Origin of the sequence: Methylocystis sp. ATCC 49242 (genome assembly GCF_000188155.2) — a bacterium.
In the GTDB taxonomy this organism is placed as follows: Bacteria; Pseudomonadota; Alphaproteobacteria; order Rhizobiales; family Beijerinckiaceae; genus Methylocystis.
The window spans coordinates 4,134,304-4,159,645 of record NZ_KE124774.1; the positions used below are offsets into that span (position 1 = coordinate 4,134,304).

Sequence of the window (25,342 nt, forward strand, 5' to 3'; positions counted from 1 at the left end):
TCGGCGGGCGCATGTCCTTCCCTGTGGCGACGCTCGCCAATGACGCGGATTCGCTCGCGCGATCGATCAGGGACCACCAGCCGATCAAGCTCGACGATCTTATGCGGCCCCATCGCATTTTTGATGATGAGGAACTTGATTTCCTGCCCGGCCCAACGGAACCGCTCGCCGCTTGAACCCAAGCGTGTTTTGTCCCCCAGTCAATCCTTTCCCGTTAAACCACTGCAAAAGCCTATCGCGCACAATAGATTTTGAGAGACGTCTCTCGCCGGCAAGCTCATTCCGAGCGCGGCCTTGAAGAATCATGACGAAAATTGATCGGCCATAACGTGCCCGCAGCCTTTAATGCGATCGGGTTTCGTGGCGAACATTCTGAATTGAAGTTGAGCCGACGCGGTGGAGGCCTATGCCAATTATGATTTTTCGAACTTTATCGCGCAGCGGCTCGTCCAAACGCAGATTCCATTTTCGTCGTCTCGCGCGGAAAGTCGCTACACCCGCAATCGTACCCGGCTACAAGCGAGATCGATAATCGATATTGTATCGGCGCGCCATCAACGTTCGCGGTCTTTAATGCAAATCATTATGAAGCCGCCCGGCGTATCACAGTTGGACAGGGAACCGATCCCGTTGGGCTAACGCAACAGAAAAATGTGCGACCCCAATGTGAGCATGAAGAGATGCTCAATTGTTTACAATTGAAAGTTAGACCCTAGCTCCATTATCATCAGAGATTTCCAGGAATGCAAAACATATACAGTGGTTCCTGAACTCCCGCCTCCCCTGATAGATTTTGCATAACGGTAGAACAAAACAGAAAAAACGACCCGTTGGGGATGGCCACCTGACCCTTTCGCTCCGCCAATCAACAACACGATATGTGTGTCAGTTGCCTTGGGGCCATTAGCCGCAAGGCTCGCGCAGATTTCTTTTGCAATCCAGCGCAGACATAGTTACTTCTAAAATGAAGTGATAACTAAGTCAAAAGCTTTAGCCGATTGTACATACGATCGCTCGAAAAATCGCGGAATCTGCGCGCGTTCCGACGTGCTCAAGACCAGGACAAGCTAATGAAGCAATATTTTCCCCCGATGTCGCTGCTTTGCGAAGCAATGGGAACAACCCCGGCGAAGGTGATGGAAGATGGCGTTGTTGGCGTTCCGACTGTTCTGCTGCGCTATTTGATCAAATGCGCGCTCTCCGACCTTGAATTCGATGTGGAAGTTTATCGTTCTCAGAACAATGACATGAACAGTGAAAGACGCGATCGCGCCTTAGAGGGTGTTATGCACCTTGGATCATGAAATCTGCTGCGCGCTTGAGCATGAGACATGCGAAGGCGACGACGTGGAGTCCTGCGAGGGTCTGAGCATAGCGCTCGTAGTCTTTGACGAGCCGCCTGCATCGCGTCGCCCAGGCGAATGAACGCTCGACCACCCAGCGCTTGGGCAGCAACACGAAGCCCTTCTTCGCTTCGGCAAGTTTGACGACGCACAGTTCGGCGCCTTGCGCCTTCGCCGCCTCGGACGCCTTTTCGCCGGTGTAGCCCTGATCGACATAAACGAGTTCGACGCTTTCGCCTGTCACATCCTGCACGGCTGCGATGAGCTTGCCGACCTCGGCGCGGTCATCGACATTCGCCGGCGTGACATGCAACGCCAGCAAATGGCCCAATGTGTCGACTGCCATGTGCAGCTTCGAGCCGCGCTTTCGCTTCGCGCCGTCATAGCCCGCTCGTGGGCCGCTCTCAGGGGTCGAGCGCAAGGTGCGGCTGTCGATGATCGCCGCCGTCGGCTCCGCCGCCCGCCCGGAAGCGACGCGCAACTGGGCGCGCAGATCCTGCGCAAGCGCCTCGAACACGCCCGCCGATAGCCAGCGCTGCGATTGCTGATACACGGCGAACCATGGCGGCAGATCGTTGGGCATGGCGCGCCAGGCGATGCCGTAGCGCAGCACGTAACGCAGGCCGTTGAACAGCTCGCGCAGCGAATGTTGACGCTGCGGCGCGCCTTCGTCCATGAGCGTCAGATAAGGCGCAACCAGCGACCATTCTTCGTCGCTGACGTCAGACGGATAAGGTTTGCGAATCGGAGACATCCGATTCTACTAAGACAATCAATCACCAAAGTACATAACACCCTCTAGAATCGCATTTCAAGAAAACTGGCTATTTCGAGGGGCGGCTTTTGCCGGCGAGGTTTGACGCGGATTATTATCCAAGGCGTTACAAGGACGTTTTCGAGGCGATCAAGACAAAGGAGATTCGAAGCGCGTTGAAGCATTATTATGATCAGGGCATAAAGGAGTGCCGAGCGCCCAGTAGGGATCTTGAAAAGCCAATAGCCGAGTGGATCGAGGTTTCGACCGCTGCGCAAAAGACGCTGTCGCGTCATGGGAGCCATCGGCAAAACTAGATCATCGGCGTTTGAGCGTGTTTGCAAATACCGGCATTGCGTCCTCGAAAGAGAATCTGTTAGTGCAGTAGGCGACGCGATGCTCGTAACGTTAGGCTCCGGCCGACGACTGAGGGAGACGGGCAATTCCTTTTCTTTCAAAATTGAGAGATGGCCGGTTTTGGCTTAGCAAGACCGAACGTCACCGCTTCGATTCTCTGTTTGACTCGGAGCACTATATCCGCACGTATCCTGACGTGCGGGAAGCAAATATTACAGCTGTAGAACATTATCAAAACTTTGGCTGGATTGAAGGCAGAAATCCAAGTGACGCTTTCAATACGATCTGGTACTTGAGCGCCTATGAGGACGCGGCGCGTAGCGGGTTGAATCCGCTCATACATTACGCGCGCTTTGGGTATCGTGACAGTCGCCCAATCGCCCCTGGCGAGACTGTGGCGGGATCGTGGCTCGCCGACGCCGCGAATAATGAGTTACTGCCGAATGAGATGCGCGCTTTTGCCCGCTCTTATGTAGTCATTCAAAACTCGTCGCTGTTCGATCCGGATTTTTATCGTCAGCAATATGATGTTAAGGCCAGAGACCTGATTGAAAACTACATCCGACAAGGGCGTCGAGAGCGGCGCGATCCGGGACCTTCTTTCGACGCCTCCTGGTATCTCGAAAATTACGATGACGTCCGCGATAATGGCGTCGATCCGTTCATTCACTTCTTGGAATACGGCGCCGCCGAGGGTCGGATCACGGGGCCTAAGGCGGTCGCCGCCCATTCAACTATTCCGGAGCAGTCGCACGCCGCTCTCGCTCCGAACGAACTCGAGCGCCTGTTGGAGGGATTCGACGCGGGATTCTACCGGCGAAAGAACAAGGATGTCGATTTCTCTAAAATCAGTCCGCTGGAGCATTTCGCGACAATCGGTTGGCGGGAAGGACGCGACCCGTCGGCTGACTTCTCGGTTAAGGGCTATCTACATTACAATCCGGACGTTGGGCTTGCCGGCATAAATCCATTTCTTCACTTCCTCATCAGAGGAATTGAGGAAAAGCGCATCTGGCGGCCTCTCGATCGTACGCCTCAGCCGGCGGACGGGGTCTCCGAATGGCGCGGCTACGGCGAGGTTTGGGCGAGGAGCGGCGAAGATCTCGAAGGGCGGGAGCCTGACGTCCACGCGCTCAATTTCGTTTCCGTGCTGCGGGGATTAGCGCTCGACAAGATCGTTGCTAGCCTGGATTTCGGCGCGCCTAAGCGGGATGACATTCGGGTGTCGATCATCATTCCGTGCCTCAATGAGGAACTCGTAACGGTCGAATGTCTGCAATCGATCGAGCGGGCGCTGCCGGCAAGCTTTTCAATAGAGGTTATCGTCGCCGACAATGGCTCGATCGATAACGCCTTCGTAGCGATCGCGGAGAATCCATCGATACGTTCGATGCGCTTCGGGCGAAACCTCGGCTTTGGTCCCGCGTGCAACGCTGCGGCTGCGGAAGCGAAGGGGAGGTATCTTTTCTTCCTCAACAATGACGCGCAGATTTCACCTGGATGTCTTGAGGCGCTCGTCTCTACTGCGGAGTCGTCAGCTGATATCGGCGTCGTGGGGCCGAAGCTACTATCGTTTGACGGATCCTTGCAGGAGGCCGGTTGCCTTCTCAACAGTGACGGCTCGGGTAGACTGATCGGATACGGGCGCGACCCGCGCACTCCACGCTATAATTATGCACGGCGCGTCGAGCATGTTTCCGGCGCGGCCATGCTGATCGCACGCGACCTGTTCCTGGGGCTGGGCGGATTCGATGACATATACGCGCCAGCTTATTGTGAGGACGCGGATCTTAGCCTGAAGGTTCGGCAGAAGGGGCTTTCGATCGTATATGAGCCAAAGGCTGTAGTTCCACATCATCTCAGTAAGACGTCTGACGCGGCGTCCCCGGCTGGCCAGTCGAAACGCCAACGCATCTCCCGTAATCGCCAAGCGCTCGTCTCCAGATGGGCCGAGCAACTTGCGGTCAAAGAGTTGCGCACGATCGCTTTCTATCTACCTCAGTATCACCCGATCCCGGAAAACAATTTGTGGTGGGGGAAGGGCTTCACGGAATGGACCAACATCACGAAGGCTGAACCCAATTATGTCGGTCACAACCAGCCTCGTTTTCCGGCAGATCTGGGTTATTATGATCTGCGCGTGCCGGAGGTGATGGCGCAACAGGCGGAATTGGCGCGGCGCTATGGCCTGACGGGGTTCTGCTATTATTACTATTGGTTTGACGGTAAGAGGCTGCTCGAACACCCGCTTGAGCGAATGCTTGCCACGGGCAGGCCAGACTTTCCCTTCTGCCTCTGTTGGGCCAATGAGAACTGGACGCGCCGCTGGGACGGCAGGGAACAAGATATCCTCCTGGGGCAGTCCTATTCGGACGAATCCACACTCGAAATAATTAGGGAGTTTGAACGCTATTTCCGAAGCGACGCGTATATTCGGGTAAATGGCAAGCCGCTTATCCTGATTTATCGAATCAAGGAATTGCCGAGCCCCGCAAGAGCCATGAGGATCTGGCGTAATCACTGTCGCGAAAATGGGATCGGGGAAATCTGCATCGCGATGGTCGAGTCGTTCGACCTGTCGGCTCGGCCGGAAGATCCGGTGTCATATGGCTGCGATCTCACTGTAGAGTTTCCTGCTCACGGAATGGTGCATGACGAGAAGAAGGAAGTCGAAAAGATGAACTTCGATTGGAGCGGCGAGGTGCATGACTATCGCGAGCTCGCTCTCGCGTTCATGCGTCGAGTTGAACCAGGCTTCCCGCGTATCCGCTCCGTCCTCGTCGGTTGGGACAACACACCACGTCATCCAGATAATAGCTTGATCCTCGAACAGTCGACGCCTGGCGCTTTCCAGGCCTGGCTGGAGTGGACCTACCGGCGCACGATAGAACAAAACTACGGTGACGCGCGCATAGTCTTCATAAACGCTTGGAATGAATGGTGCGAAGGCAGCTATCTCGAGCCGGATCGCCATTTCGGTCATGCCTATCTTCAAGCCTTGCGCAACGCGCAGGAATCGATCGCTTCCGGGAGTGACTCGTTTGTCGAAAAACCTTGATTATTCTCGGCAACGTGACGTCCGCGTAAGCGTCGTCGGTCATCCTCACGCGCCGATCGGGATGGGGGAGCATCTCAGGTCTGTCTGGCGCTCAATGGACGAAGTCGGCCTGGGCGCCAGAATTGTCGACATCTATGGTCCGCACTGCGCGCCCGACCCCGAAATCGTCGCTCAATTCGACGCCGCAATAACGCCGCTGCTTGGCGATGGCGTGAATGTTTACTGCATCAACGGCGATGAAATTGAACAGGTGCTGAGTGTGCTGCCCAATCCCATGACGGAGGGCAGCAAGAATGTGATTTACCCGGCATGGGAACTCGAACGTTACCCTGAAGAATGGGCGAAAGAGCTCGGCCGGTTCGACGAAGTCTGGGCAATGTCCGCATTCATTCAGGAGTCGATCGCGAAGTCAGTCAAAATTCCAGTAATTCATATGCCACTTGCCTGTGAGCGTAAGCGGCAGGCGCTACGGTCTCGCCGGCATTTCGGTATCCGCGACAGCGCCTATACGTTCTTCTTCTCATTCGACTTTCTTTCGTTCGTCGAGCGCAAAAATCCCTTTGCGGTCATCGAGGCTTTTACCGCGCTCAGCAAGGAGCGGCCGTATGATGACATTTCCCTGATCATCAAGACCAACAACTCCGATCAACGTCCGGAGATGAAGGCGCGCTTCGATGCAGCGATAGCTCCGTTGCGGGATCGAATTGTCGTAATCAACCAAACATTATCCGCCCTCGAGATGCAGAGCCTCGTTTGGGTTACTGATTGCTTTGTATCTCTACATCGTTCAGAGGGCTTCGGATTTGGAATCGCGGAAGCTATGGCGCATGGCAAACCCGTCATTGCGACGGCTTACTCCGGGAACATGGATTTTTGTTCCGAAGACACCACGTTCCTGATACCTTATCGACTCATTCCACTTCGCAATGGCGATTATCCGCACTGGCAGGGGCAGAGGTGGGCGGACCCTGACGTTGAAGCTGCGACCCGCGCCATGCGCGAACTTGTCGATAACCCGCAGAAAGGACGCCACATGGGCGCGAGGGCCCGTCTGAGGATGACGATCAATTCGAGCTTTCTAGCAGCAGGCCTGCGCTATCAAAGCAGAATCGGTGAACTGATGCAGATGCCCATAGAGGCTAAGGGTCCGCCGGTCCATACTGTTCCTCATGTGCATCGAAGCAAGAAATTTGAAAGTCGCCGCAGCACAGCGAGCCTTTGATCGCACGGTTGCCCGATACGGCGCGGGTTGAAGGGACGCTGCTTCGAAGAGACGGCGTTTATTCACGAGTCTCGCTCGCGTGACGTATACGTCGTAACCGGCAACTTCAGCAGATCGACATTGTGTCGGAGTCTCCCAGCGAGGCGCAGAGCGTGATATCCGTATGGGGTGGTATCGTCTGCGCATTCGCCGGATGGATGAAGTTATCGACCCAGGGCTTAATGCACGGATCCGGCAAGCGGTAGTTCGCTAGGCTATTTCGTGTGGCTTTACCTTGAATTTGGATTAGGCTTTGTCGTCCTCGGTCAAATGGGGCGACTGGATCGCAGATGGCGTAGCTCTGCGCCGGCGTCCCGATCAACTCTTCCCGCCACAATCTCTTGCTGGCGCGTAGATTGACCATAACGGCGACGTCGCCTCTCGAGCGGAAGGGGCAAGGCGGGTTTTCAACGATTTCGAAAGAAAGGACTCGTTCCACGGGCGATCGACGAGACCGCGCGCCGTAAGCCTGGGAAGCTATAAATGCGCGATTATTGTGAGCCTCCTGCGGCGCAGCGGCGCATATGCGTCGCTCACTTCGTCGGCTTCAGGAAATTAGGGCCAGATTGGTCGAAGCCCGCTCGCGTCTCTTTCCGACCCGCATTTCGTGCCTTCTGTTTGGCTCCGGAATATGTTCATGGAACAAATGTAATCTGAGATGTCAATGGCGGGGACAAAATGTGCATGAAGGCGGGGTAAAAGTGTACCGGTCTGGTTTCGAGAAAAGGGCCGCACGGCCCTTGTAGTTTAGTTGTCGCGGGCGTTGAGGCGCGCGGAGCGTAGCGCAGCGCGGTTCAACGCGCGCGACGGCGATCAGTTCGTCGTGTCGGCGCCTCCTTTGTCGATTGCGGGCGCGTCGGGGAGATCGCGGTTTCGCCGTTGCGCTTTCTTTGCGGTCGCCAGCCGATAGCTCTCGCCGTTCATTTCCAGAATGTGGACATGATGGGTGAGCCGGTCGAGCAATGCGCCGGTGAGACGCTCGGAGCCAAACACCGACGTCCATTCATCAAAGGGCAGATTGCTGGTCACCAGCGTCGCACCGCGTTCATAGCGCTGGCTGAAGACCTCGAAGAGCAGCTCTGAGCCGACCGTCGTGAACGGCGCATAGCCCAGCTCGTCGACGATCAGCAGTTTGACGGTGTTGAGATGCTTTTGCAGCGCGCGCAGGCGGCGCTCGTCGCGCGCCTCCATCAGTTCGTGCACAAGAGCCGCGGCGGTCGTGAACGCGACGCTGAACCCCTTCTGGCAGGCGGCGAGCCCCAGGGCGAGCGCGACGTGGGTCTTCCCCGTTCCGCTTGGCCCAAGGGCGATGCAGTTCTGTCGCTTCTCGATCCATTCGCACCGCGCCAGCTCCAGCACGAGCGGCTTGTTGAGTGAAGGCTGGGCGGTAAAGTCAAATGTGTCGAGGCTTTTGACCTGCGTAAAGCGCGCCAGCCGGATGCGGCGCTCGACATTGCGCCGCTCGCGATCAATGCGCTCCAGTTCGCACAGGCGTAGCAGATAGCGCGGGTAATCGGCGCGGTCCTGCGCCGACTCCAGCGCCACCTTCTCATATTCGCGCGCGAAGGTGGGAAGCTTCAGCGCCTTGAGATGATTACCCAGCAGCACCTGCGGCGCGACGATCGTCTGCGAACCTGGCTCATGCGAGATGGTCATGCCGGCCCCCCCGCGTTCGAGTCCATGACGCCCGCGATGACGCTCGCGCCGGCGACGAGCCCGAGATAGGCGCGCGGATCCGTCGCGCCGACCGTAGCCGCCGGCAGGTAGGGGTAGAATGTCAGATCGAGCCGCGCGGGCCGGTTCTCCAGCCTGGCCAGCAGCAGCATCTTCACTGCGTCAAAGCTGATCGCGCCAAGACGCAGCGCCTCCGCGACCGCCTGTTCGACCTGATGCTGATGAAAGTCCTCCATCAGCCGCAGCACCTGGATGAACTCGCGGCGCCCGCTATTCCCCATGCGCGCCTCCATCAGCCGCCGCAGACGATGCACGCAGTCGGCAAGCCGCCAGTCGTCGAGCGGCGCGGCCTGATCGAGCGCGCGGCTCTTGTGTTCGAGCAGGGCGAGATAATGCAGCGGGTTGTAGATGAACTCGGCCTTGCCGTAGCTGCGCGCATGCACGGCGATGGTCTCCCCGCCGCAGACAATCTCGACCCGATCGACATAGCCCTTGGCCAGCGCCTCCCGATGGCCGAAGCGCGTCGGGACCGAGTAATCGTTGTTGCGGTAGCGCACCAGCGCCATCGACGACACGCGCGTCGCGACCTTGTGACAGGCGTCATAGGGAGCCGGCGGCGCCGGCAGGAATGCCGCCATATCCGCCTGCATGCGTTCGCCGATCGGCGTCGACTGGCCGCGCAGGATCGCCCGCCGTCGTTTCGTGCAGGCGTCCAGGAACCTCGCGTTCAGCGCCTCGAAACTCTCCGCCACGGGCAGTGGCGTCATGAAGTTGCGCCGGACATAGCCGACAAGCCCCTCGACCTTGCCCTTGTCATTCCCCTTGCCGGGCCGGCCAAAGCGATCAGCAAAAAGGTAATGGCTCTGGAGTTCCGCAAACATTTGCGAACGCAGACGCTCTCCACCCTTCACGATCCTGGCGACCGCGAGACGCGTATTGTCGTAAAGAATGGACTGGGGGACGCCGCCAAAGAAGGCGAAGGCCGCGACATGGCCGTCGCAGAAGGCTTCCGCCGTCTCCGCCGGATAGGCCTTGACGAAGCAGCCGTCCGAATGCGGCAGGTCCATGCAAAAATAATGAAAGCGGACCTTCCTGCCGGCGATATAGGCGTCCGCCTCGCCAAAATCCGCCTGCGCATTCCCCGGTCGATGGCTGAGTGGAATAAACATCTCGCGCGACCGCAACTGCGCCTGCGCGACATATTCCCGGACGATCGTGTAACCGCCGGAAAACCCTTCTTCGTCCCGCAGCCGTTCGAATATCCGCTGTGCCGTATGACGCTGCTTGGCGTGAACAAGCCGATCATCCGCCAGGACCTTGTCGATCCAGGCCATATACGGCCCCAGCTTCTTCGAGATCGGCCGCTCCCGACGCCGATACCCCGGCGGAACCGAATATTGAAGCATCTTCGTGATCGTATTGCGGTGCACGCCGAAGCGCCTGGCCGCTTCCCGCCGGCTCAGCCCTTCCGCCATCACCGCGCGTCTCACCCGGGCATAGAGTTCCACTGTGAACATCCTTTCGGCCTCTCCATGCCAGTCGATGACATCGAGTTCGGCCTATCAGGACCGGTACACTTTTGCGCCGCCGTCAAAGCAGCCCCCAAAGCCGGTTCAGTGGTACACTTTGCCGCCGCTGTTCATATGAGATATTCATATTGGCTCAGGTTCTCTTGCGGGCCGGAAGCTCCATTCGATCCGAGAATAAAGAAAATTGTGCGATAGCAGGAGTGAAGCGAGATATCTAAGAGGATTGAAATCATCGATTTGATGCTGTTGGGTTGAAATATGACGCGCCTTGTCGATTCAGATATCTGGGCGGAGTCGCCGGCGCGGCATGGATGACGCTTTTCGAGTCTTTGTCGCGACGACGTCCTGAACCACAGGCGCTGATGAGCGCCGCCGCGCGGCGATTTGTGACTCTCAGCTCCATTTGTCGGATGCCGAACTGTGCGTTTACGTGCGGAATGGTCTCCGCCGCCAATTCTTGGCGCGGCGCCCCATCAGGCGCGTCGCGCCGATTGTAGGAGACGCGGCGACCAGGGACAGCACGCTGGCAATAGCTTCATCTTGCATTGCGGTCGGTCCAGACATCGGCGGAAGGCCGGACCGTGCGGGGCGCCTTGTCGCGGCGACCGATCGGGCGCTTGCGCGAATCGGAGTTCCATCACTGATGGCAGTCGAGGCATCCGAGTCAACGTTAATCGGGATGCGGCCATACGCGAGGAACGGCATAATGTTACGCAATTATGACAACTAAAGGCGACTCTCGGTTGGTTGGGATAAGCTGATCGACGTAGCATAAAGATAATATGCCGTCTTGCAACGATCGATAGCGATCGGCTTTCTATGTCGTTGTTATCCATCCGCGAAATTTAATTTTTAGTTTATGGGCTAAATACGATCAGCAATCGCCGATTTGTCATCAAAATGCGGCAAGACGCCTGTCCGAATACAGTTTTTTCCATGCGCGAGCGTGCAACCGGAGCGAGTAATTGTGGGTGGCGCAGATACGCTGACGTGCATCCGGTCAAGGACCGCGCCCGTAAAGGCAGGAGTGGCCTGAGCGTAAGATTACGGACTTCATGTTGCCGAACTATCCGAAATGAGCGAAAATTCGGAACATAAAGTAGGTATCTGTGGCGCGGTCGGCGGTCGTCAACCCCTTGGGGCGAAGCGGCGCATAGTCGACCTTCGGCCGGCGGAATCTGGTAAGGGCGAAGGGAGCGCTTTTCACCACGATGGGGGATGAACGCCGCAGCTCAAGGTGCGTGGGGACAGCTATGGCAGAGGCCGAGATCAGGCGGCGCGTCAGCGAGATGCTTCATTGCCGTATGTCCGGTCGAATTGATCAGATGCTTCGCCATTTCGCGCCCCGCGCGATCGTGCACTACACGAAATCGCGGGAGGGGATGTTTCGCCCCGCGATCTGGGAAGGCGTGGAGGCGCTGGGCTCGATCACCCGATTCACCGACGAAAATTATACGCCGCTCGATCATGAGATCCTCGACCTGCTGGTCGACGGGCCGAAAGCTGTCGTGCGGTGGCGGGGCTCCTGGCGCCGCGTCGCGACGGGGAAAATCTACATGGTCGACGCAGCCCATTTCCTTCGTTGGGAAGACGATCTGGTCGTGGAGATGCATGAATTCTTCGAGCGCATGTCGCGCCCTTCGCCGAGTTGCCAGCGCCTGTCGAGCTTCGAGGAACTGGTGAGTTGCAAGACTGCCGGCCTTGATCGTGAGGAACTGGAGAGACGTGCGCGTAAGATCGTGACGTTTCCCGCGAGGGGGCCGGACATCGAGGTTATTCGCGAATTTTGCTCGCCCGAAATCGTGTGCGAATTTGTTGGGGACCGCGCGCGGCTTCCCTACGCGGGTCGTCACGCCGGCATAGACGCGCTGATAAACATCATACGCATGATCGCCGTGGACTTCGAACAATCGAATTGCGAAATTTCCGAAATCCTGATCGAGGACGGCCGTCTCGCCGGACGTCGCAGGGTTGAATGGCGGCACCGGGGCACAGGACGCAGCGGCGTGGTAGATCTGGCAGATTTCGTGCGCTTTCAGGACGGGCTTATCGTCGAACTCATCGAGTTTCGCGATAGTCTCACGCTTCTGGAAATGCAAGGCGAGAGAGATGCTGTTTGACAGTGATTGCTTAAGCAGAAGCGCTGATCCAGAACGTACCAGTCGAGGCAAGTGGGCGGTCGTTGCGCATGGGAAATGATTGATTTGGCGTCCCGAGCTGCGTCGTCGTCCAGCTGAGATCGCGGGCGATCTCAGCTGGACGATCATGAGCGAAAGCCGGTTTTACATCTGAACTTGAGCGCGAGATTCAGGGAATGTGGCGGAAAGCGCGCCTCCCGGCGCGCGCCGTCGATCCCGCAATACTCGCATTTTATTTGTCCATTGGTGGAACCCGCCGCGCATTATGGCGTTATGCGTCAATTGGCTATGACTGGAGGAAACGCAGTCCGGCCGGCGGGATGCGCAAACCACCATTGAATTATTGAGGCAATGTCTTTTCGATGAGCTCGGCTGGGATATCGCTCGCAGGGCGGGGGAGGGTCGATGATTTTTCGGACCGAAATATCGTCGGGCTTAGTCGCCGGCGGGGTTCATAATTCATCGACCTTGCGACGTTGCGCTGAAATGGGTGCTCAACCAGCGTTCAAGCAGGCGACCATGCGAACTTTGCCGTTTCGATTGCCGCGCCGCTCCACATGGTCTTGGCGCGCCGGATTATCCGCTAGGCTTTTTGGCGATGCGCTGTGGATTGCCAAATGCGAGGACATGGCCTTCATGCCACGGCACAGGCTGACCGATAATTATCCAACAGTTGAATAAATCCTTCGCGCGCCGGCGTTTCCGCTGCGCTTTTTCGGAACGACTTGCAACCAAAAGAACCGACGGGATTTGCCGAATGTTAATTTCAATGAAAGACAAACGCCGGGCGGTGTTCGGGCTCATCTCGAGCGTCACTCTGCTTGGAATCGCTTCGAGCGCTCAGGCGCAAGCTGTTTATCCGAACGAGAAGACCTATAGCGATCGGGCGACGTCGACGCCACAATGGAAGGCGGATCAGCGCAGGCGGGCCGAAGCGATTGAAAAACATCTTTCCGACAAGCAGATTGCCTATCGCTGGTTTGCCGATTTTCCCTTTGGTGAAAAGAGCGGCGCGCCTTTCCTGATCCTTAAATTGCTTCCGAAACTCGCGCCGGAAGAATGGGGAAGCGAAGAAAATTTCCTCGATGTTGTCGGCCTATTTATCGACGAACGAGAGCCGGGGCTTCCAATTGCCCGTGGTTTCGGCTGGACGGGTCTTGCGCGCAAGGATCCTTTTGGCGCCGTCGACTTTGCGTCCATCACCTGCGGCGCTTGCCATATTGGTCGAGTCAGACTGGATGATGGCAAATTTCAATATCTCGACGGCGGCGTGAATACACAATTCAATCTCGTGCAGTATCGTCGCAGAGTCGTCAACACGATAAGGAAAATCACTGCTGGCGCAACAACGCCCGAAGAGAAGATCGCGCGCGCCGCCGCCGCAATTCTTGCGGCGATGGACAAGGCGCATGCTGCGGAGAAAAATTTCTTCTATCGAAATTATGCCCTCGGCGCGCGAAACTTCGATGCCGAATATGAGGAAAAGCAGATTGCGCTTTTCAGGAAGGACGCCGCCAGAATCGTGGGCGATTTCTTGCAGCGTGCGGAACTGGAGGTCAGTTCGCTCGTCGATCTCATCGGCAAGAACTACAAGGGTTTCGAAGAGCCGATGGCGCAGGGGTTCGGCGGCATGGCGGACGCGACCGGCGTGAGCGCCTCGATCGTTTTCGCGTTCCAGAAAGCCGCAGGCAAGCCGGTGGATGCCGAAACCATGCTGCCGCCGACTGCCGGAATCACCGACTTCATGGCTGTGTGGGAGCAGGGCAAGCGGCGCGCGCATTGGTCGACCGATGGCGCCAGTCTGATTGATGGCGGCGGGCAGTGGAACGGCAACATCCCCATTCCCATTTTCCGCAACCTCGCCGCTGAACTAACAGTTGGTCTCTTCGAGGATACCGATTTGCGCGTCGGCGTCTTTGGCGTCGATCTGCTCGCCGATCTGCCGGCGCCTGCCTATCCCTTCGATGTCGACGTCGCGCTCGCGAGGAAAGGCGAGGCGTTATTCAATGAAAATTGCGCGGCGTGTCATAAGCCGCAAAATGGCAATGTCTACGATATGGGAACAGACCTCGGTCGTGCGCGCGTGGTAAGTCAGACGATCGCCGCAAGTGCGCGCGCAAGCTTTACCAAGATCTGTCCGCCCTCCAGGGCCGTGGAAATGCCGCCGGATGGCGACATGGTCAGGCCTTGCGCAGAGTTCGATCATGTTTCGCTGGAGAACCGGCCGGAGCTGTCGATGGCCGATCCCAAGGACCATCTCGGATATAATGCTCTGCCGCTCGGCGGCGTGTGGGCGCAGGCGCCCTATTTGCACAATGGATCTGTGCCCACGCTTTATCACCTGCTGGTTCCCGGCGAACGGCCCCGCGTTTTCATGAAAGGCCGTCTCGACTATGACAGGAGCCTGGGTGGATTTTCCTGGAATGTCGGAGCCGCGCCGCGACGCGAGGAAGGGTATTCCCTCGATACGGGCGCATTTCCCGCGCTCTCCAACCATGGACATGACAAAGACGTGGAAGTGGACGGCAGGAAGATGAAACTCGATTGGTCGAGCGACAAGGCGGGCGCGACGGCCATCGTCGAATATCTGAAAACGCGCTGAAGAAGTGGGGCGTCGATATTGCGGCCGCCATAGGTTCTGCGCTTCTTGCCGATCGGCTCCATCGTTGTGCGGACATATCTTCTGTCGCTTCAACCACCGCCGAGGGCGCTGGACACGTAAACTACAGCGCAGTAAGGCGTGATAGGCAATGATTGATTGCCGGGTCCGTCGCTCGATGGAACGGAGTGGACATGGCGGAAAGCATCGGCGCCTATCTCGTCAGGCGTCTGGAGGAAGAAGGCGTCGACCATGTCTTCGGCGTCCCCGGCGACTATTGCCTGACGTTCTTCTCGCTGCTCGAGAAAAGTCCGATCACGGTTGTCAACACATGCGACGAGCAAGGCGCCGGATTTGCCGCGGACGCTTACGCCCGCATGAAAGGACTCGGAGCATGCGCCATCACTTATTGCGTCGGCGGACTCAAGGTCGCGAACGCGATCGCGCAAGCCTATGCCGAGCGTTCGCCGGTGATTGTCATCAGCGGAGCGCCGGGTCTGCACGAACAGCAACGCAATCCGCTTCTGCACCATCGGGTCCGCGATTTCGACACGCAGCTGCGCGTTTTTCGTGAACTCACGGTTGGCGCGACGTTGCTCGACGATCCTCTGACGGCTGCAAGCGAAATCGAGCGCATGTTTGCATTGGCCAGGCGCTACAGCCGTCCGGTCTATATCGAGTTGCCGCGTGACATGGCGATCGCGGAAATCGGCCCTTTGACCACGCGGCCGCTGCCGCCGGAGACGAGCGACGCGGAGGCGCTCGCAGTCGCCGTCGCAGAGGCCGTGGAGCAGATCTCCATATCGAGACGCCCCGTCATTCTGGCGGGCGAGGAACTGCATCGTTTCCATTTGCAGGAGGCGCTCACCCAGCTCGTGGAGCGCACGGGAATCCCTGTTGCGGCCACGATCATGGGCAAGTCGGTCTTTCCTGAATCGCACCCGGCCTATATCGGCGTCTATGAAGGCGCAATGGGGCAGGAAGCGGTGCGCGACTATGTCGAGAAAAGCGATTGCCTTATTTTGCTCGGCGCGATGATGACCGATATCAACCTCGGTCTCTATACCGCCAACATCAAGCGTCGCTATGCCATTTATGCGGCCAAGGACCGCGTGGCCGTCGGCGTGCACGCCTATGACGACGTGCGCATCGAGGACTTTGTCCACGCGCTCGCCGCGCATCCGTGGGAGAGGCGCGTGGTCGAACCCTATCGGCATCCCGAGCGCCCGGGTCCCTTCACTGCGACGGACAACAAGGTGACGATCGAGGCGGTGATGCGCCAGATCAGCGCCTTCATCGAGGATGACATGATCGTGATCGCCGACCCGGGCGACGCGCTGTTCGGCGCCTCCGACCTTTACATCAGCGACGGCGCGCATTTTCTTTCGCCGGCATATTATTGTTCGCTGGGTTTCGCCGTGCCGGCGTCCATCGGCGTGAAGGCGGCCGCGCCGAAGCTGAGGCCGCTCGTGCTCGTCGGCGACGGCGCGTTTCAGATGACAGGCATGGAGCTCTCGACTGCCGCCCGTTTTGGCATGAACCCGATCGTCATCGTTCTGGACAACGACGGCTATGGCACCGAGCGGCCCATGCTCGACGGCCGCTTCAATGATGTGCTTCGCTGGCGATATTCGGAAATCGTCCGCGTCATCGGCGGAGGATCCGGCTTCAGGGTCACCAGCGAAAAAGAGATGGAGGCGGCGCTTGCTCAGGCGCGAGCCAATGACTCCGGCTGGTCGCTGATCCACGTCGTTCTCGATCGTGACGATCATTCATCGGCGCTGAAGCGTCTCACCGCCAAACTCGGCGAGCGCGTTCGCGGAAAGCGCTAAGCGTCGCCTGATTGAAAAAATGGTTAGGTCGTCGTCGCCCTCGTTGGGCCTTTATCCCGGCCGGCCTCTTTCGCTGGCGCGAGTGTCGACAAGCGCTATTCATCTCGCCCGCCGCGCATGTGTCACGGCGACTGGCGAACGATCGCGCAACTGCAATGATTGAGAGCATTGGCAAAAAATGTGTACGATTTTCTGTCCGAAAGAGCGAAAATAATTGAAGCGAGACAAACTCTCCGATGGTAGTCCTTTCGAGCGAAGCGAGGGCGAAGCGGTTCCGATATGCGCTTCGGGCAATTGAAGGGGCGAGAGGATGAAGCGTCCGTTTGCACTTGTCCTGTTGTTCTTCATTCTGTTCACGCGCTCGGCTCTGGCGCAGGAAAACCTGCCTTCCTGGAATGATGGTCCCGTCAAGCGATCGATCATCGCTTTTGTCGACAAGGTGACGAATCCCGGCGGCCCCGATTTTGTGAAGAGCGAAGATCGTGTCGCGGTCTTCGACAGTGACGGGACGCTGTGGACGGAATGGCCGCTTTACTCGCCTGTGCTCTTTGCTGTCGATCGCGCGCGGGCGCTCGCGCCGAAACATCCCGAATGGCGCAGAAGCCGACTCTTCAACGCCGCCTTGAAGCGTGATCTGCCAGCGCTGGCGAAGGGCGGGGAGCCGGGCATGTTGACGCTTGTCGGCGAGAGCTATTCGGGGGACACGCCGGAGGCTTTCAAGGCGCTGGCCGGCGAATGGGTTGCGCATGCGCAGCATCCCTATTTCAAGCAGACCTATGACCGCCTCGTCTATCAGCCGATGCTGGAGCTTCTGGATTATCTGCGCGCAAACGGCTTCAGGACCTATATCGTGTCGGGCGCCGAGACAGAATTCATGCGCGCCTTTTCCGAGCGGGTTTACGGAATACCCCCGGAGCAGGTCATTGGCTCGCACATCAGGACGAGTTTCCTGATGTCGAACGGAAAGCCGATACTGCTGCGAAGGGCGAAGCTCGATTATCACGACGTGAAGTCGAAAAAGCCGGAGACCATCAGTCAGGTTATCGGCCGGCGGCCAATCCTGGCTTTCGGCAATTCGGACGGCGACGTGGAGATGCTGGAATGGACCACCGCCGGGGAGGGGCCGCGCCTGGGTCTTCTCGTTCATCACGACGACGCGGAGCGCGAGGCCTCCTATGATCGTAAATCACTGATCGGGAAGCTTGATCGCGGTCTCGACGAGGCCCCGAAGCAGGGGTGGTCGATCGTCAGCATGAAGAACGACTGGCGCCGGATTTTCAAGACGGATAAGTCACAGTCCGCGACGACCGATATGCAGGGCGCCGGCAACCGCTGAGCCCTCAACGCCATGGAGCCTGTCTCGATGAATGAACCCGCCGCCATCCGCTTTTTCCACGTGTGGGACACCTATGCGAAGGTTGTCGCCTCCAATTACATGTTCCACCAGGAACTCGGGGTGGCGGTAACGGCGGCGCTGCGCGAGCGCTTTGGCGATCGCCCCTTCTCAGTTCTCGATCTCGGCTGCGGGGACGCCGCGACCTTCGCGCCGCTGCTCCAAGGCTTCACGCTGAAAAGCTACAAGGGCGCGGACCTTTGCCAGGAGGCGCTGGACCTAGCGGCGCGCAATCTCGGTTACCTGTCCTGCCCCGTGGAACTGAAGCAGGCGGATATGCTCGGCGAGCTGGCGGCTTCCCGGCCTCAGGACGTCATCTACACCAGCTTCGCGCTGCATCACCTCCCGACGCCGCTCAAAGCGGAATTTTTCAAAGCCGCCGCGCAAAAGCTCAATCCGGGCGGCCTGCTGCTGCTTGTGGACGTGGTGCGGGAGGAGGACGAAAGTCTCGCGGAATATCATTCCGCTTATTGCGACTGGCTGCGCGGTCATATGGTCGAGCTTGATTCCGGCGAGCAGGACGCGATTTGCGAACATCTCGTCAACAACGATCTGCCCGAGCCCTGTTCCTTGCTGCAGGCGCAGGCGCAAGCCGCCGGACTTCAGCGGATTTCGCTCGCCATCCCGCACAGGCGCCATTCTCTTTCGGTCTTCACACTGGCATGAATTTCGCGCCGGGAAAACAGTTCACGCTGGTCGACGCCGACGCCACAATGCGGAAAGTGGCCTGGCGGTTGATACCGTTTCTCGTCGCCTGTTACTGCGCTTCTTACCTCGACAGGGTGAATCTCAGTTTCGCGGCCACGGAGATGAACCGGGATCTCGGTTTCTCTCCGACCGTCTACGGCTGGGGCGCCGGCATTTTCTTTATCGGATATGCGCTCTTCGAGACGCCGAGCAATTACATCCTGCATCGCGTCGGCGCGCGACTCTGGATCGCGCGCATCATGGTGAGCTGGGGCGTCGCTTCGGCGCTCATGGCGGTGGTCTGGAACGAGCACAGCTTTTTCGCGCTGCGCTTCCTGCTCGGCGCGACGGAAGCGGGCTTCATGCCGGGCGTCGTTCTCTATCTCACTTACTGGATCCCGCGCGAAAGACGCGCGCAAATCCTCGCTGCCTTTCTTTTCTCTATACCACTGTCGACAGTGGTCGGCGCCCCGGTGTCGGGCGTCCTGCTTTCTCTCACGGACGGTCTTGCGGGGCTGAGGGGCCGGCAGTGGCTCTTTCTCCTCGAGGCCATTCCGCCGCTCATTCTGGGCGTCGCGACCTATTTCTTTCTCACGGACAAGCCGAAAGGCGCGGATTGGCTTGCGCCGGCTGAGCGCGATTGGCTGACCGGGGCCATCGCAGCGGAGGAAAGCGCGCCTCCCGGCGCGGATGAGCACGAGGTTTGGCCGGCGCTGCGCGACCAGCGGACGCTCCTGCTCGGCGTCGCCTATTTCGGCGTCGTGCTGGCGTTGTACGGGCTGAGCATGTGGCTGCCGCAGATCGCCGCCGCCTTCGGTTTCGGTCCGGTTGGCGCGGGGCTGGTGACCGCCATTCCTTTCCTCTGCGGTTCGATCGCCATGTTCGTATGGAGCCGGCGCTCGGATCGTCTCCGCGAGCGCGCTCGCCATACGGTCGGGGCCGCGATCGTCGCCGCGCTGGGCCTCGCGGCGGCGGCGTGGACCAAGTCCCCGGCGACCTCGATTGCGATTCTATCGATTGCCGCCAGCGGCACGCTGGCTTCGCTCCCGACCTTCTGGGCCTTTTCCACAGCCTCGTTTTCGGGAACGCGAGCGGCGATCGCCATTGCGCTCGTCAATTCGATCGGCAATCTCGCGGGCTTCGCCGGCCCTTATCTCGTCGGCTGGATCAAGGAGGCGAGCGGAGGGTTTTCACTTGCGCTCCTTGCGCTCAGCGCCGGGCCGCTGGTCTGCGCCGCGCTGGTCGCGGTGCTGGAGCGCAAGGCGGCGCGACGCGCCTGACGCCCGACCGTATCCAACGGGGCGAACAGGCTGCGCAAAATCCGCGGGATATCCGCCACCTCGGCCGTTTTTGAGGTTGACAGCGGAGGCGCGAGGAACGCATATGCCGCTACCAACGGCGGCCGACGGCGCGCCAGGTCTTCGCAGCGGTCCTCGGGCCGGCAGGCGAGACCAATGGGGGAATGTCCCGAGCGGCAAAGGGGGCGGACTGTAAATCCGCTGGCTAAGCCTTCGTAGGTTCGAGTCCTACTTCCCCCACCATCATGAAATTATTGAACTTTTTGGAGCTAAGCAGGTCTGAAATGGCCCGTTTTGATGTTGCGTGCACTTGCATCAAATAACATTGATTTACAACGATTTCCAAAAAGACCCGGCGACTCCACGCAACATGGATGCAACATAGAAAAGAACAAAAGAGCATCTTTAGCGATCGGACCACGATTTGAGGCAGCCCCTCTTCGAGTAGGTGCGAGTCGCTCTTAAGCGGCCATGCGCATCTCGGCGGCGCGGGGCTGCTCCATGGCAAGCACGGCCTTGGCGATCGCATCAATGGAGGCCATTGATCGACGATTGAGCATTTCGCGCGGGAATTCGACCTTGAAGGCGCGCTCGACGGCGACGAGCAGACGGACGGCGTCGAAAGAGGTCAGCCCGAGATCGTAGAGGTTGGCGCGGGGCATCAGGTTGGCGGCCGGAATGGCGAGCTTGGCTTCCTGATCGATGAGGCGCTGGATGGTGGCGAACATTGCAATTTCCCCTGCCGCTTCTGAATTTCGATGTTCAGACGGTAGCGATAGGGCTCAGCAAAGTTCGTGCGCGGGCGCACATGGGAGTCAGGCGGCGCGGCTGCGCCTTGCTCTGCTTAGGCGACGCGGCGAGGAACTGGGAGCGGTGTCTAGGCCGATCCACTCCACTCCACGCCGAGACGTTGCTGCCGGAGGCGGCCGCCGATTAGGCCGTAGGAATGATCTTGAATCGCGGCTCTTCGAAAAGCCGTCAAACCGCCCGACTATGATCTCCGAATCGCGCTTAAAAAGGGACGGGGTTCCCGGGGGTAATGGTAGCGAGCCAAATGACGAAGCAGCTCAAATCCCGGCGGCGTCACCATCCGGATCTCGACGCCCCGCCGCCGCCGCCGATTGAAGAAATCCTCGCAACTTACGAAGCTTGGATCGGACAAAAACTGTCGCCGGACCGCGTCGAGAAGCTACGCGCGCGAAGGCGTCGCATGTTTCCACCGACGCCGGAAAAATGACCGGCCCGCGCCGCGGTGACGGGCATGGGGTTTGCTTTTTTAGATTAGATGGCGGCCATGCCTCTCGCCGTTCAACTGCGGCCCGCGTCCTCGCATGTAAAGGCTTCGACCTGTATCGCCCAGAACCATTGCCCATCGCGCGGGCCGCCCTTGACCTTGTCGATGCGCGCCAATGGCTGGCCCAGCCTCAGCAGAATGCTTTACACATTACGGCTCAGTTTTGCTTTATTTTGGGGGCTTTAACGATAGTGGGAAGCTGGGCGTGGATCGCGTCGACGATCCGGTCGATCGAGGCATTGGCCTCATCGGCCCGGCGCTCGGCCTCATCGGCCCGTCGCTCGGCTTCGTCCGCCCGCCACTCCGCGTCCTCTGCGCGATTTTGCGCCGCTGCAATCTGCGTGCGCAGCGTGTCAAGCTCGCCGCGCACCGCCGCAACCGTTGCATTGAATTCAGCGACCTCGGCCTCAGCCTTTCGCTGCGACCTATCGGCACGTTCGGCGCGCGCGTTAGCGGCTTCGGCAATGCTGTGAGCACGCGCCACCGCGTCAACAGCCTGCTCCTCAAGTTGCCTAATGGCTGCCGCCGCTTCTGAAATCAATACCAAGGCGGCTTCGACCTTGCTTTCTTCAGAGGACGGAACGATCTCGCTCTCCTCGTCGAGTCCGCTTTCGTCTAATCTCGGCCGGTTCATTAGGCCCCTCGTTGCTTAAGTCGGCGACGTTACGATTTGGAGCACATGGCCTCAGGGTCGTCTTGTTCGGAGAAGGAAAGGTTAACAAGCTCCTAACCGGAAACAAGGCTCATAGGGGATTTATCGTTAACCAGAGACCCAGAAGAATGCTGCGTCGCCACCGTGTAATGCCGGCCGCGCGATCATGCGCCGCAGCAACATGACATGGTGGGCGGCGCAGATCGCGCAGGTCCAGGGGAATGGCGGCGGGGAATGGCGGCGCAAGCCCCCAGTGACCTGGGCGGAACGAAAAAACCGCGATCCGGGTTATTTTATTTTGCAGGGTCGTGAGCTTCAGAGCATCAGATCTTAACGGGATGGCGGCATATCCGGCATACGCACCTCGCAGGCTTCGTACATGTCCTTCGTACACGTCCGCATCACGTAGACTATCACCACCTCACCAAACGGGGACGGAGCTAGAGGGTGTTATGCACCTTGGATCATGAAATCTGCTGCGCGCTTGAGCATGAGACATGCGAAGGCGACGACGTGGAGTCCTGCGAGGGTCTGAGCATAGCGCTCGTAGTCTTTGACGAGCCGCCTGCATCGCGTCGCCCAGGCGAATGAACGCTCGACCACCCATCGCTTGGGCAACAGCACGAAGCCCTTCTTCGCTTCGGCAAGTTTGACGACGCACAGTTCGGCGCCTTGCGCCTTCGCCGCCTCGGACGCCTTTTCGCCGGTGTAGCCCTGATCGACATAAACGAGTTCGACGCTTTCGCCTGTCACATCCTGCACGGCTGCGATGAGCTTGCCGACCTCGGCGCGGTCATCGACATTCGCCGGCGTGACATGCAACGCCAGCAAATGGCCCAATGTGTCGACTGCCATGTGCAGCTGTCAATGGCGGGGACAAAATGTGCATGAAGGCGGGGTAAAAGTGTACCGGTCTGGTTTCGAGAAAAGGGCCGCACGGCCCTTGTAGTTTAGTTGACGCGGGCGTTGAGGCGCGCGGAGCGTAGCGCAGCGCGGTTCAACGCGCGCGACGGCGATCAGTTCGTCGTGTCGGCGCCTCCTTTGTCGATTGCGGGCGCGTCGGGGAGATCGCGGTTTCGCCGTTGCGCTTTCTTTGCGGTCGCCAGCCGATAGCTCTCGCCGTTCATTTCCAGAATGTGGACATGATGGGTGAGCCGGTCGAGCAATGCGCCGGTGAGACGCTCGGAGCCAAACACCGACGTCCATTCATCAAAGGGCAGATTGCTGGTCACCAGCGTCGCACCGCGTTCATAGCGCTGGCTGAAGACCTCGAAGAGCAGCTCTGAGCCGACCGCCGTGAACGGCACATAGCCCAGTTCGTCGACGATCAGCAGTTTGACGGTGTTGAGATGCTTTTGCAGCGCGCGCAGGCGGCGCTCGTCGCGAGCCTCCATCAGTTCATGCACAAGAGCCGCGGCGGTCGTGAACGCGACGCTGAACCCCTTCTGGCAGGCGGCGAGCCCCAGGGCGAGCGCGACGTGGGTCTTCCCCGTTCCGCTTGGCCCAAGGGCGATGCAGTTCTGTCGCTTCTCGATCCATTCGCACCGCGCCAGCTCCAGCACGAGCGGCTTGTTGAGTGAAGGCTGGGCGGTAAAGTCAAATGTGTCGAGGCTTTTGACCTGCGTAAAGCGCGCCAGCCGGATGCGGCGCTCGACATTGCGCCGCTCGCGATCAATGCGCTCCAGTTCGCACAGGCGTAGCAGATAGCGCGGGTAATCGGCGCGGTCCTGCGCCGACTCCAGCGCCACCTTCTCATATTCGCGCGCGAAGGTGGGAAGCTTCAGCGCCTTGAGATGATTACCCAGCAGCACCTGCGGCGCGACGATCGTCTGCGAACCTGGCTCATGCGAGATGGTCATGCCGGCCCCCCCGCGTTCGAGTCCATGACGCCCGCGATGACGCTCGCGCCGGCGACGAGCCCGAGATAGGCGCGCGGATCCGTCGCGCCGACCGTAGCCGCCGGCAGGTAGGGGTAGAATGTCAGATCGAGCCGCGCGGGCCGGTTCTCCAGCCTGGCCAGCAGCAGCATCTTCACTGCGTCAAAGCTGATCGCGCCAAGACGCAGCGCCTCCGCGACCGCCTGTTCGACCTGATGCTGATGAAAGTCCTCCATCAGCCGCAGCACCTGGATGAACTCGCGGCGCCCGCTATTCCCCATGCGCGCCTCCATCAGCCGCCGCAGACGATGCACGCAGTCGGCAAGCCGCCAGTCGTCGAGCGGCGCGGCCTGATCGAGCGCGCGGCTCTTGTGTTCGAGCAGGGCGAGATAATGCAGCGGGTTGTAGATGAACTCGGCCTTGCCGTAGCTGCGCGCATGCACGGCGATGGTCTCCCCGCCGCAGACAATCTCGACCCGATCGACATAGCCCTTGGCCAGCGCCTCCCGATGGCCGAAGCGCGTCGGGACCGAGTAATCGTTGTTGCGGTAGCGCACCAGCGCCATCGACGACACGCGCGTCGCGACCTTGTGACAGGCGTCATAGGGAGCCGGCGGCGCCGGCAGGAATGCCGCCATATCCGCCTGCATGCGTTCGCCGATCGGCGTCGACTGGCCGCGCAGGATCGCCCGCCGTCGTTTCGTGCAGGCGTCCAGGAACCTCGCGTTCAGCGCCTCGAAACTCTCCGCCACGGGCAGTGGCGTCATGAAGTTGCGCCGGACATAGCCGACAAGCCCCTCGACCTTGCCCTTGTCATTCCCCTTGCCGGGCCGGCCAAAGCGATCAGCAAAAAGGTAATGGCTCTGGAGTTCCGCAAACATTTGCGAACGCAGACGCTCTCCACCCTTCACGATCCTGGCGACCGCGAGACGCGTATTGTCGTAAAGAATGGACTGGGGGACGCCGCCAAAGAAGGCGAAGGCCGCGACATGGCCGTCGCAGAAGGCTTCCGCCGTCTCCGCCGGATAGGCCTTGACGAAGCAGCCGTCCGAATGCGGCAGGTCCATGCAAAAATAATGAAAGCGGACCTTCCTGCCGGCGATATAGGCGTCCGCCTCGCCAAAATCCGCCTGCGCATTCCCCGGTCGATGGCTGAGTGGAATAAACATCTCGCGCGACCGCAACTGCGCCTGCGCGACATATTCCCGGACGATCGTGTAACCGCCGGAAAACCCTTCTTCGTCCCGCAGCCGTTCGAATATCCGCTGTGCCGTATGACGCTGCTTGGCGTGAACAAGCCGATCATCCGCCAGGACCTTGTCGATCCAGGCCATATACGGCCCCAGCTTCTTCGAGATCGGCCGCTCCCGACGCCGATACCCCGGCGGAACCGAATATTGAAGCATCTTCGTGATCGTATTGCGGTGCACGCCGAAGCGCCTGGCCGCTTCCCGCCGGCTCAGCCCTTCCGCCATCACCGCGCGTCTCACCCGGGCATAGAGTTCCACTGTGAACATCCTTTCGGCCTCTCCATGCCAGTCGATGACATCGAGTTCGGCCTATCAGGACCGGTACACTTTTGCGCCGCCGTCACAG

The 25,342-nt window shown here is 59.3% G+C and carries 18 protein-coding genes, 1 tRNA gene and 1 pseudogene; 12 read left to right on the plus strand and 8 right to left on the minus strand.

Features of this window, described 5'->3' with window-relative positions:
• The first annotated feature begins 11 nt into the window (after positions 1-11).
• Positions 12-176 carry a hypothetical protein gene (locus tag MET49242_RS25665; protein ID WP_158497354.1) on the plus strand — a complete coding sequence of 55 codons (165 nt, stop codon included), beginning with the start codon at positions 12-14 and terminating at the stop codon, positions 174-176.
• 894 nt (positions 177-1,070) lie between these two features.
• Positions 1,071-1,304, plus strand: a complete 234-nt coding sequence (locus tag MET49242_RS22215; protein ID WP_144259766.1) for a hypothetical protein — start codon at positions 1,071-1,073, stop codon at positions 1,302-1,304.
• Here MET49242_RS22215 and MET49242_RS22220 read toward each other — a convergent pair.
• Positions 1,285-2,097 (minus strand): IS5 family transposase, encoded by an 813-nt coding sequence (locus MET49242_RS22220; protein WP_036279258.1) that lies wholly within the window; start codon positions 2,095-2,097, stop codon positions 1,285-1,287. The two genes, MET49242_RS22215 and MET49242_RS22220, sit on opposite strands and share 20 nt — an antisense overlap.
• 553 nt (positions 2,098-2,650) lie before the next feature.
• Here MET49242_RS22220 and MET49242_RS23665 point away from each other — a divergent pair.
• Together MET49242_RS23665 and MET49242_RS22235 are read left to right on the plus strand one after the other, a co-directional pair.
• On the plus strand, positions 2,651-5,512 hold the full coding sequence (locus MET49242_RS23665) for a glycoside hydrolase family 99-like domain-containing protein (RefSeq protein ID WP_144259767.1): 2,862 nt from the start codon (positions 2,651-2,653) through the stop codon (positions 5,510-5,512).
• A gap of 94 nt (positions 5,513-5,606) precedes the next feature.
• Positions 5,607-6,734 (plus strand): glycosyltransferase family 4 protein, encoded by a 1,128-nt coding sequence (locus MET49242_RS22235; protein ID WP_051134416.1) that lies wholly within the window; start codon positions 5,607-5,609, stop codon positions 6,732-6,734.
• Positions 6,735-7,586: 852 nt separating this feature from the next.
• Here the strand turns inward: MET49242_RS22235 and istB (MET49242_RS22240) are convergent.
• Positions 7,587-8,429, minus strand: coding sequence for an IS21-like element helper ATPase IstB (istB, locus tag MET49242_RS22240; RefSeq protein WP_036286161.1), 843 nt, complete (start codon positions 8,427-8,429; stop codon positions 7,587-7,589).
• Positions 8,426-9,964 (minus strand): IS21 family transposase, encoded by a 1,539-nt coding sequence (gene istA / locus MET49242_RS22245; protein WP_051134237.1) that lies wholly within the window; start codon positions 9,962-9,964, stop codon positions 8,426-8,428. Before istA (MET49242_RS22245) ends, istB (MET49242_RS22240) begins: the two co-directional genes overlap by 4 nt.
• 1,301 nt (positions 9,965-11,265) lie before the next feature.
• Between istA (MET49242_RS22245) and MET49242_RS22250 the strand changes: the two genes are divergently transcribed.
• From MET49242_RS22250 to MET49242_RS22280, 7 genes are all read left to right on the plus strand, one after another.
• Complete coding sequence (locus MET49242_RS22250) at positions 11,266-12,096, plus strand: nuclear transport factor 2 family protein (RefSeq protein ID WP_256378624.1); 831 nt, start codon at positions 11,266-11,268, stop codon at positions 12,094-12,096.
• Between the two features lie 787 nt (positions 12,097-12,883).
• Positions 12,884-14,716, plus strand: coding sequence for a cytochrome c (locus tag MET49242_RS22255; RefSeq protein WP_144259768.1), 1,833 nt, complete (start codon positions 12,884-12,886; stop codon positions 14,714-14,716).
• A gap of 191 nt (positions 14,717-14,907) precedes the next feature.
• Complete coding sequence (locus MET49242_RS22260) at positions 14,908-16,545, plus strand: alpha-keto acid decarboxylase family protein (protein WP_144259769.1); 1,638 nt, start codon at positions 14,908-14,910, stop codon at positions 16,543-16,545.
• 310 nt (positions 16,546-16,855) lie between these two features.
• The gene (locus tag MET49242_RS22265; RefSeq protein ID WP_051134418.1) at positions 16,856-17,881 is read left to right on the plus strand and encodes an HAD family phosphatase; all 1,026 of its coding nucleotides are present in this window, start codon (positions 16,856-16,858) and stop codon (positions 17,879-17,881) included.
• A 27-nt stretch (positions 17,882-17,908) separates the two neighbouring features.
• Complete coding sequence (locus MET49242_RS22270) at positions 17,909-18,604, plus strand: trans-aconitate 2-methyltransferase (RefSeq protein ID WP_036289244.1); 696 nt, start codon at positions 17,909-17,911, stop codon at positions 18,602-18,604.
• On the plus strand, positions 18,601-19,905 hold the full coding sequence (locus MET49242_RS22275; RefSeq protein ID WP_036286166.1) for an MFS transporter: 1,305 nt from the start codon (positions 18,601-18,603) through the stop codon (positions 19,903-19,905). Before MET49242_RS22270 ends, MET49242_RS22275 begins: the two co-directional genes overlap by 4 nt.
• 176 nt (positions 19,906-20,081) lie before the next feature.
• A tRNA-Tyr gene (locus MET49242_RS22280) sits at positions 20,082-20,166 on the plus strand.
• 218 nt (positions 20,167-20,384) lie between these two features.
• Here MET49242_RS22280 and MET49242_RS22285 read toward each other — a convergent pair.
• Positions 20,385-20,651 (minus strand): acyl carrier protein, encoded by a 267-nt coding sequence (locus MET49242_RS22285; RefSeq protein WP_036286169.1) that lies wholly within the window; start codon positions 20,649-20,651, stop codon positions 20,385-20,387.
• A 326-nt stretch (positions 20,652-20,977) separates the two neighbouring features.
• Between MET49242_RS22285 and MET49242_RS22290 the strand changes: the two genes are divergently transcribed.
• Complete coding sequence (locus MET49242_RS22290; protein ID WP_144259770.1) at positions 20,978-21,160, plus strand: hypothetical protein; 183 nt, start codon at positions 20,978-20,980, stop codon at positions 21,158-21,160.
• A gap of 214 nt (positions 21,161-21,374) precedes the next feature.
• Here MET49242_RS22290 and MET49242_RS25350 read toward each other — a convergent pair whose 3' ends face one another.
• The 4 genes and pseudogenes from MET49242_RS25350 to istA (MET49242_RS22310) all read right to left on the minus strand — a co-directional run bounded on the left by MET49242_RS25350 (position 21,375) and on the right by istA (MET49242_RS22310) (position 25,263).
• Positions 21,375-21,851, minus strand: a complete 477-nt coding sequence (locus MET49242_RS25350; protein ID WP_144259771.1) for an alanine-zipper protein — start codon at positions 21,849-21,851, stop codon at positions 21,375-21,377.
• A gap of 468 nt (positions 21,852-22,319) precedes the next feature.
• Positions 22,320-22,733: pseudogene (locus MET49242_RS22300) on the minus strand (transposase); the annotation flags it as partial.
• A 152-nt stretch (positions 22,734-22,885) separates the two neighbouring features.
• On the minus strand, positions 22,886-23,728 hold the full coding sequence (istB, locus tag MET49242_RS22305) for an IS21-like element helper ATPase IstB (RefSeq protein WP_036282401.1): 843 nt from the start codon (positions 23,726-23,728) through the stop codon (positions 22,886-22,888).
• Entirely contained in the window at positions 23,725-25,263 is a 1,539-nt protein-coding gene (gene istA, locus MET49242_RS22310; protein WP_051134237.1) for an IS21 family transposase, read from the minus strand. Before istA (MET49242_RS22310) ends, istB (MET49242_RS22305) begins: the two co-directional genes overlap by 4 nt.
• Between the last annotated feature and the right edge of the window lie 79 nt (positions 25,264-25,342).

Excerpts from the sequence above, each read along its gene's own strand:
- istB (WP_036282401.1), bottom strand. The coding sequence starts at position 23,728 with ATGACCATCTCGCATGAGCCAGGTTCGCAGACGATCGTCGCGCCGCAG.
- MET49242_RS25665 (WP_158497354.1), top strand. The coding sequence starts at position 12 with ATGTCCTTCCCTGTGGCGACGCTCGCCAATGACGCGGATTCGCTCGCG.
- MET49242_RS22215 (WP_144259766.1), top strand. The coding sequence starts at position 1,071 with ATGAAGCAATATTTTCCCCCGATGTCGCTGCTTTGCGAAGCAATGGGA.
- MET49242_RS22255 (WP_144259768.1), top strand. The coding sequence starts at position 12,884 with ATGAAAGACAAACGCCGGGCGGTGTTCGGGCTCATCTCGAGCGTCACT.
- MET49242_RS22285 (WP_036286169.1), bottom strand. The coding sequence starts at position 20,651 with ATGTTCGCCACCATCCAGCGCCTCATCGATCAGGAAGCCAAGCTCGCC.
- MET49242_RS22265 (WP_051134418.1), top strand. The coding sequence starts at position 16,856 with ATGAAGCGTCCGTTTGCACTTGTCCTGTTGTTCTTCATTCTGTTCACG.
- MET49242_RS22275 (WP_036286166.1), top strand. The coding sequence starts at position 18,601 with ATGAATTTCGCGCCGGGAAAACAGTTCACGCTGGTCGACGCCGACGCC.
- MET49242_RS22220 (WP_036279258.1), bottom strand. The coding sequence starts at position 2,097 with ATGTCTCCGATTCGCAAACCTTATCCGTCTGACGTCAGCGACGAAGAA.
- MET49242_RS22290 (WP_144259770.1), top strand. The coding sequence starts at position 20,978 with ATGACGAAGCAGCTCAAATCCCGGCGGCGTCACCATCCGGATCTCGAC.
- istB (WP_036286161.1), bottom strand. The coding sequence starts at position 8,429 with ATGACCATCTCGCATGAGCCAGGTTCGCAGACGATCGTCGCGCCGCAG.
- istA (WP_051134237.1), bottom strand. The coding sequence starts at position 9,964 with ATGTTCACAGTGGAACTCTATGCCCGGGTGAGACGCGCGGTGATGGCG.
- MET49242_RS25350 (WP_144259771.1), bottom strand. The coding sequence starts at position 21,851 with ATGAACCGGCCGAGATTAGACGAAAGCGGACTCGACGAGGAGAGCGAG.
- MET49242_RS22235 (WP_051134416.1), top strand. The coding sequence starts at position 5,607 with ATGGACGAAGTCGGCCTGGGCGCCAGAATTGTCGACATCTATGGTCCG.
- MET49242_RS22270 (WP_036289244.1), top strand. The coding sequence starts at position 17,909 with ATGAATGAACCCGCCGCCATCCGCTTTTTCCACGTGTGGGACACCTAT.
- MET49242_RS22260 (WP_144259769.1), top strand. The coding sequence starts at position 14,908 with ATGGCGGAAAGCATCGGCGCCTATCTCGTCAGGCGTCTGGAGGAAGAA.
- MET49242_RS22250 (WP_256378624.1), top strand. The coding sequence starts at position 11,266 with ATGCTTCATTGCCGTATGTCCGGTCGAATTGATCAGATGCTTCGCCAT.
- istA (WP_051134237.1), bottom strand. The coding sequence starts at position 25,263 with ATGTTCACAGTGGAACTCTATGCCCGGGTGAGACGCGCGGTGATGGCG.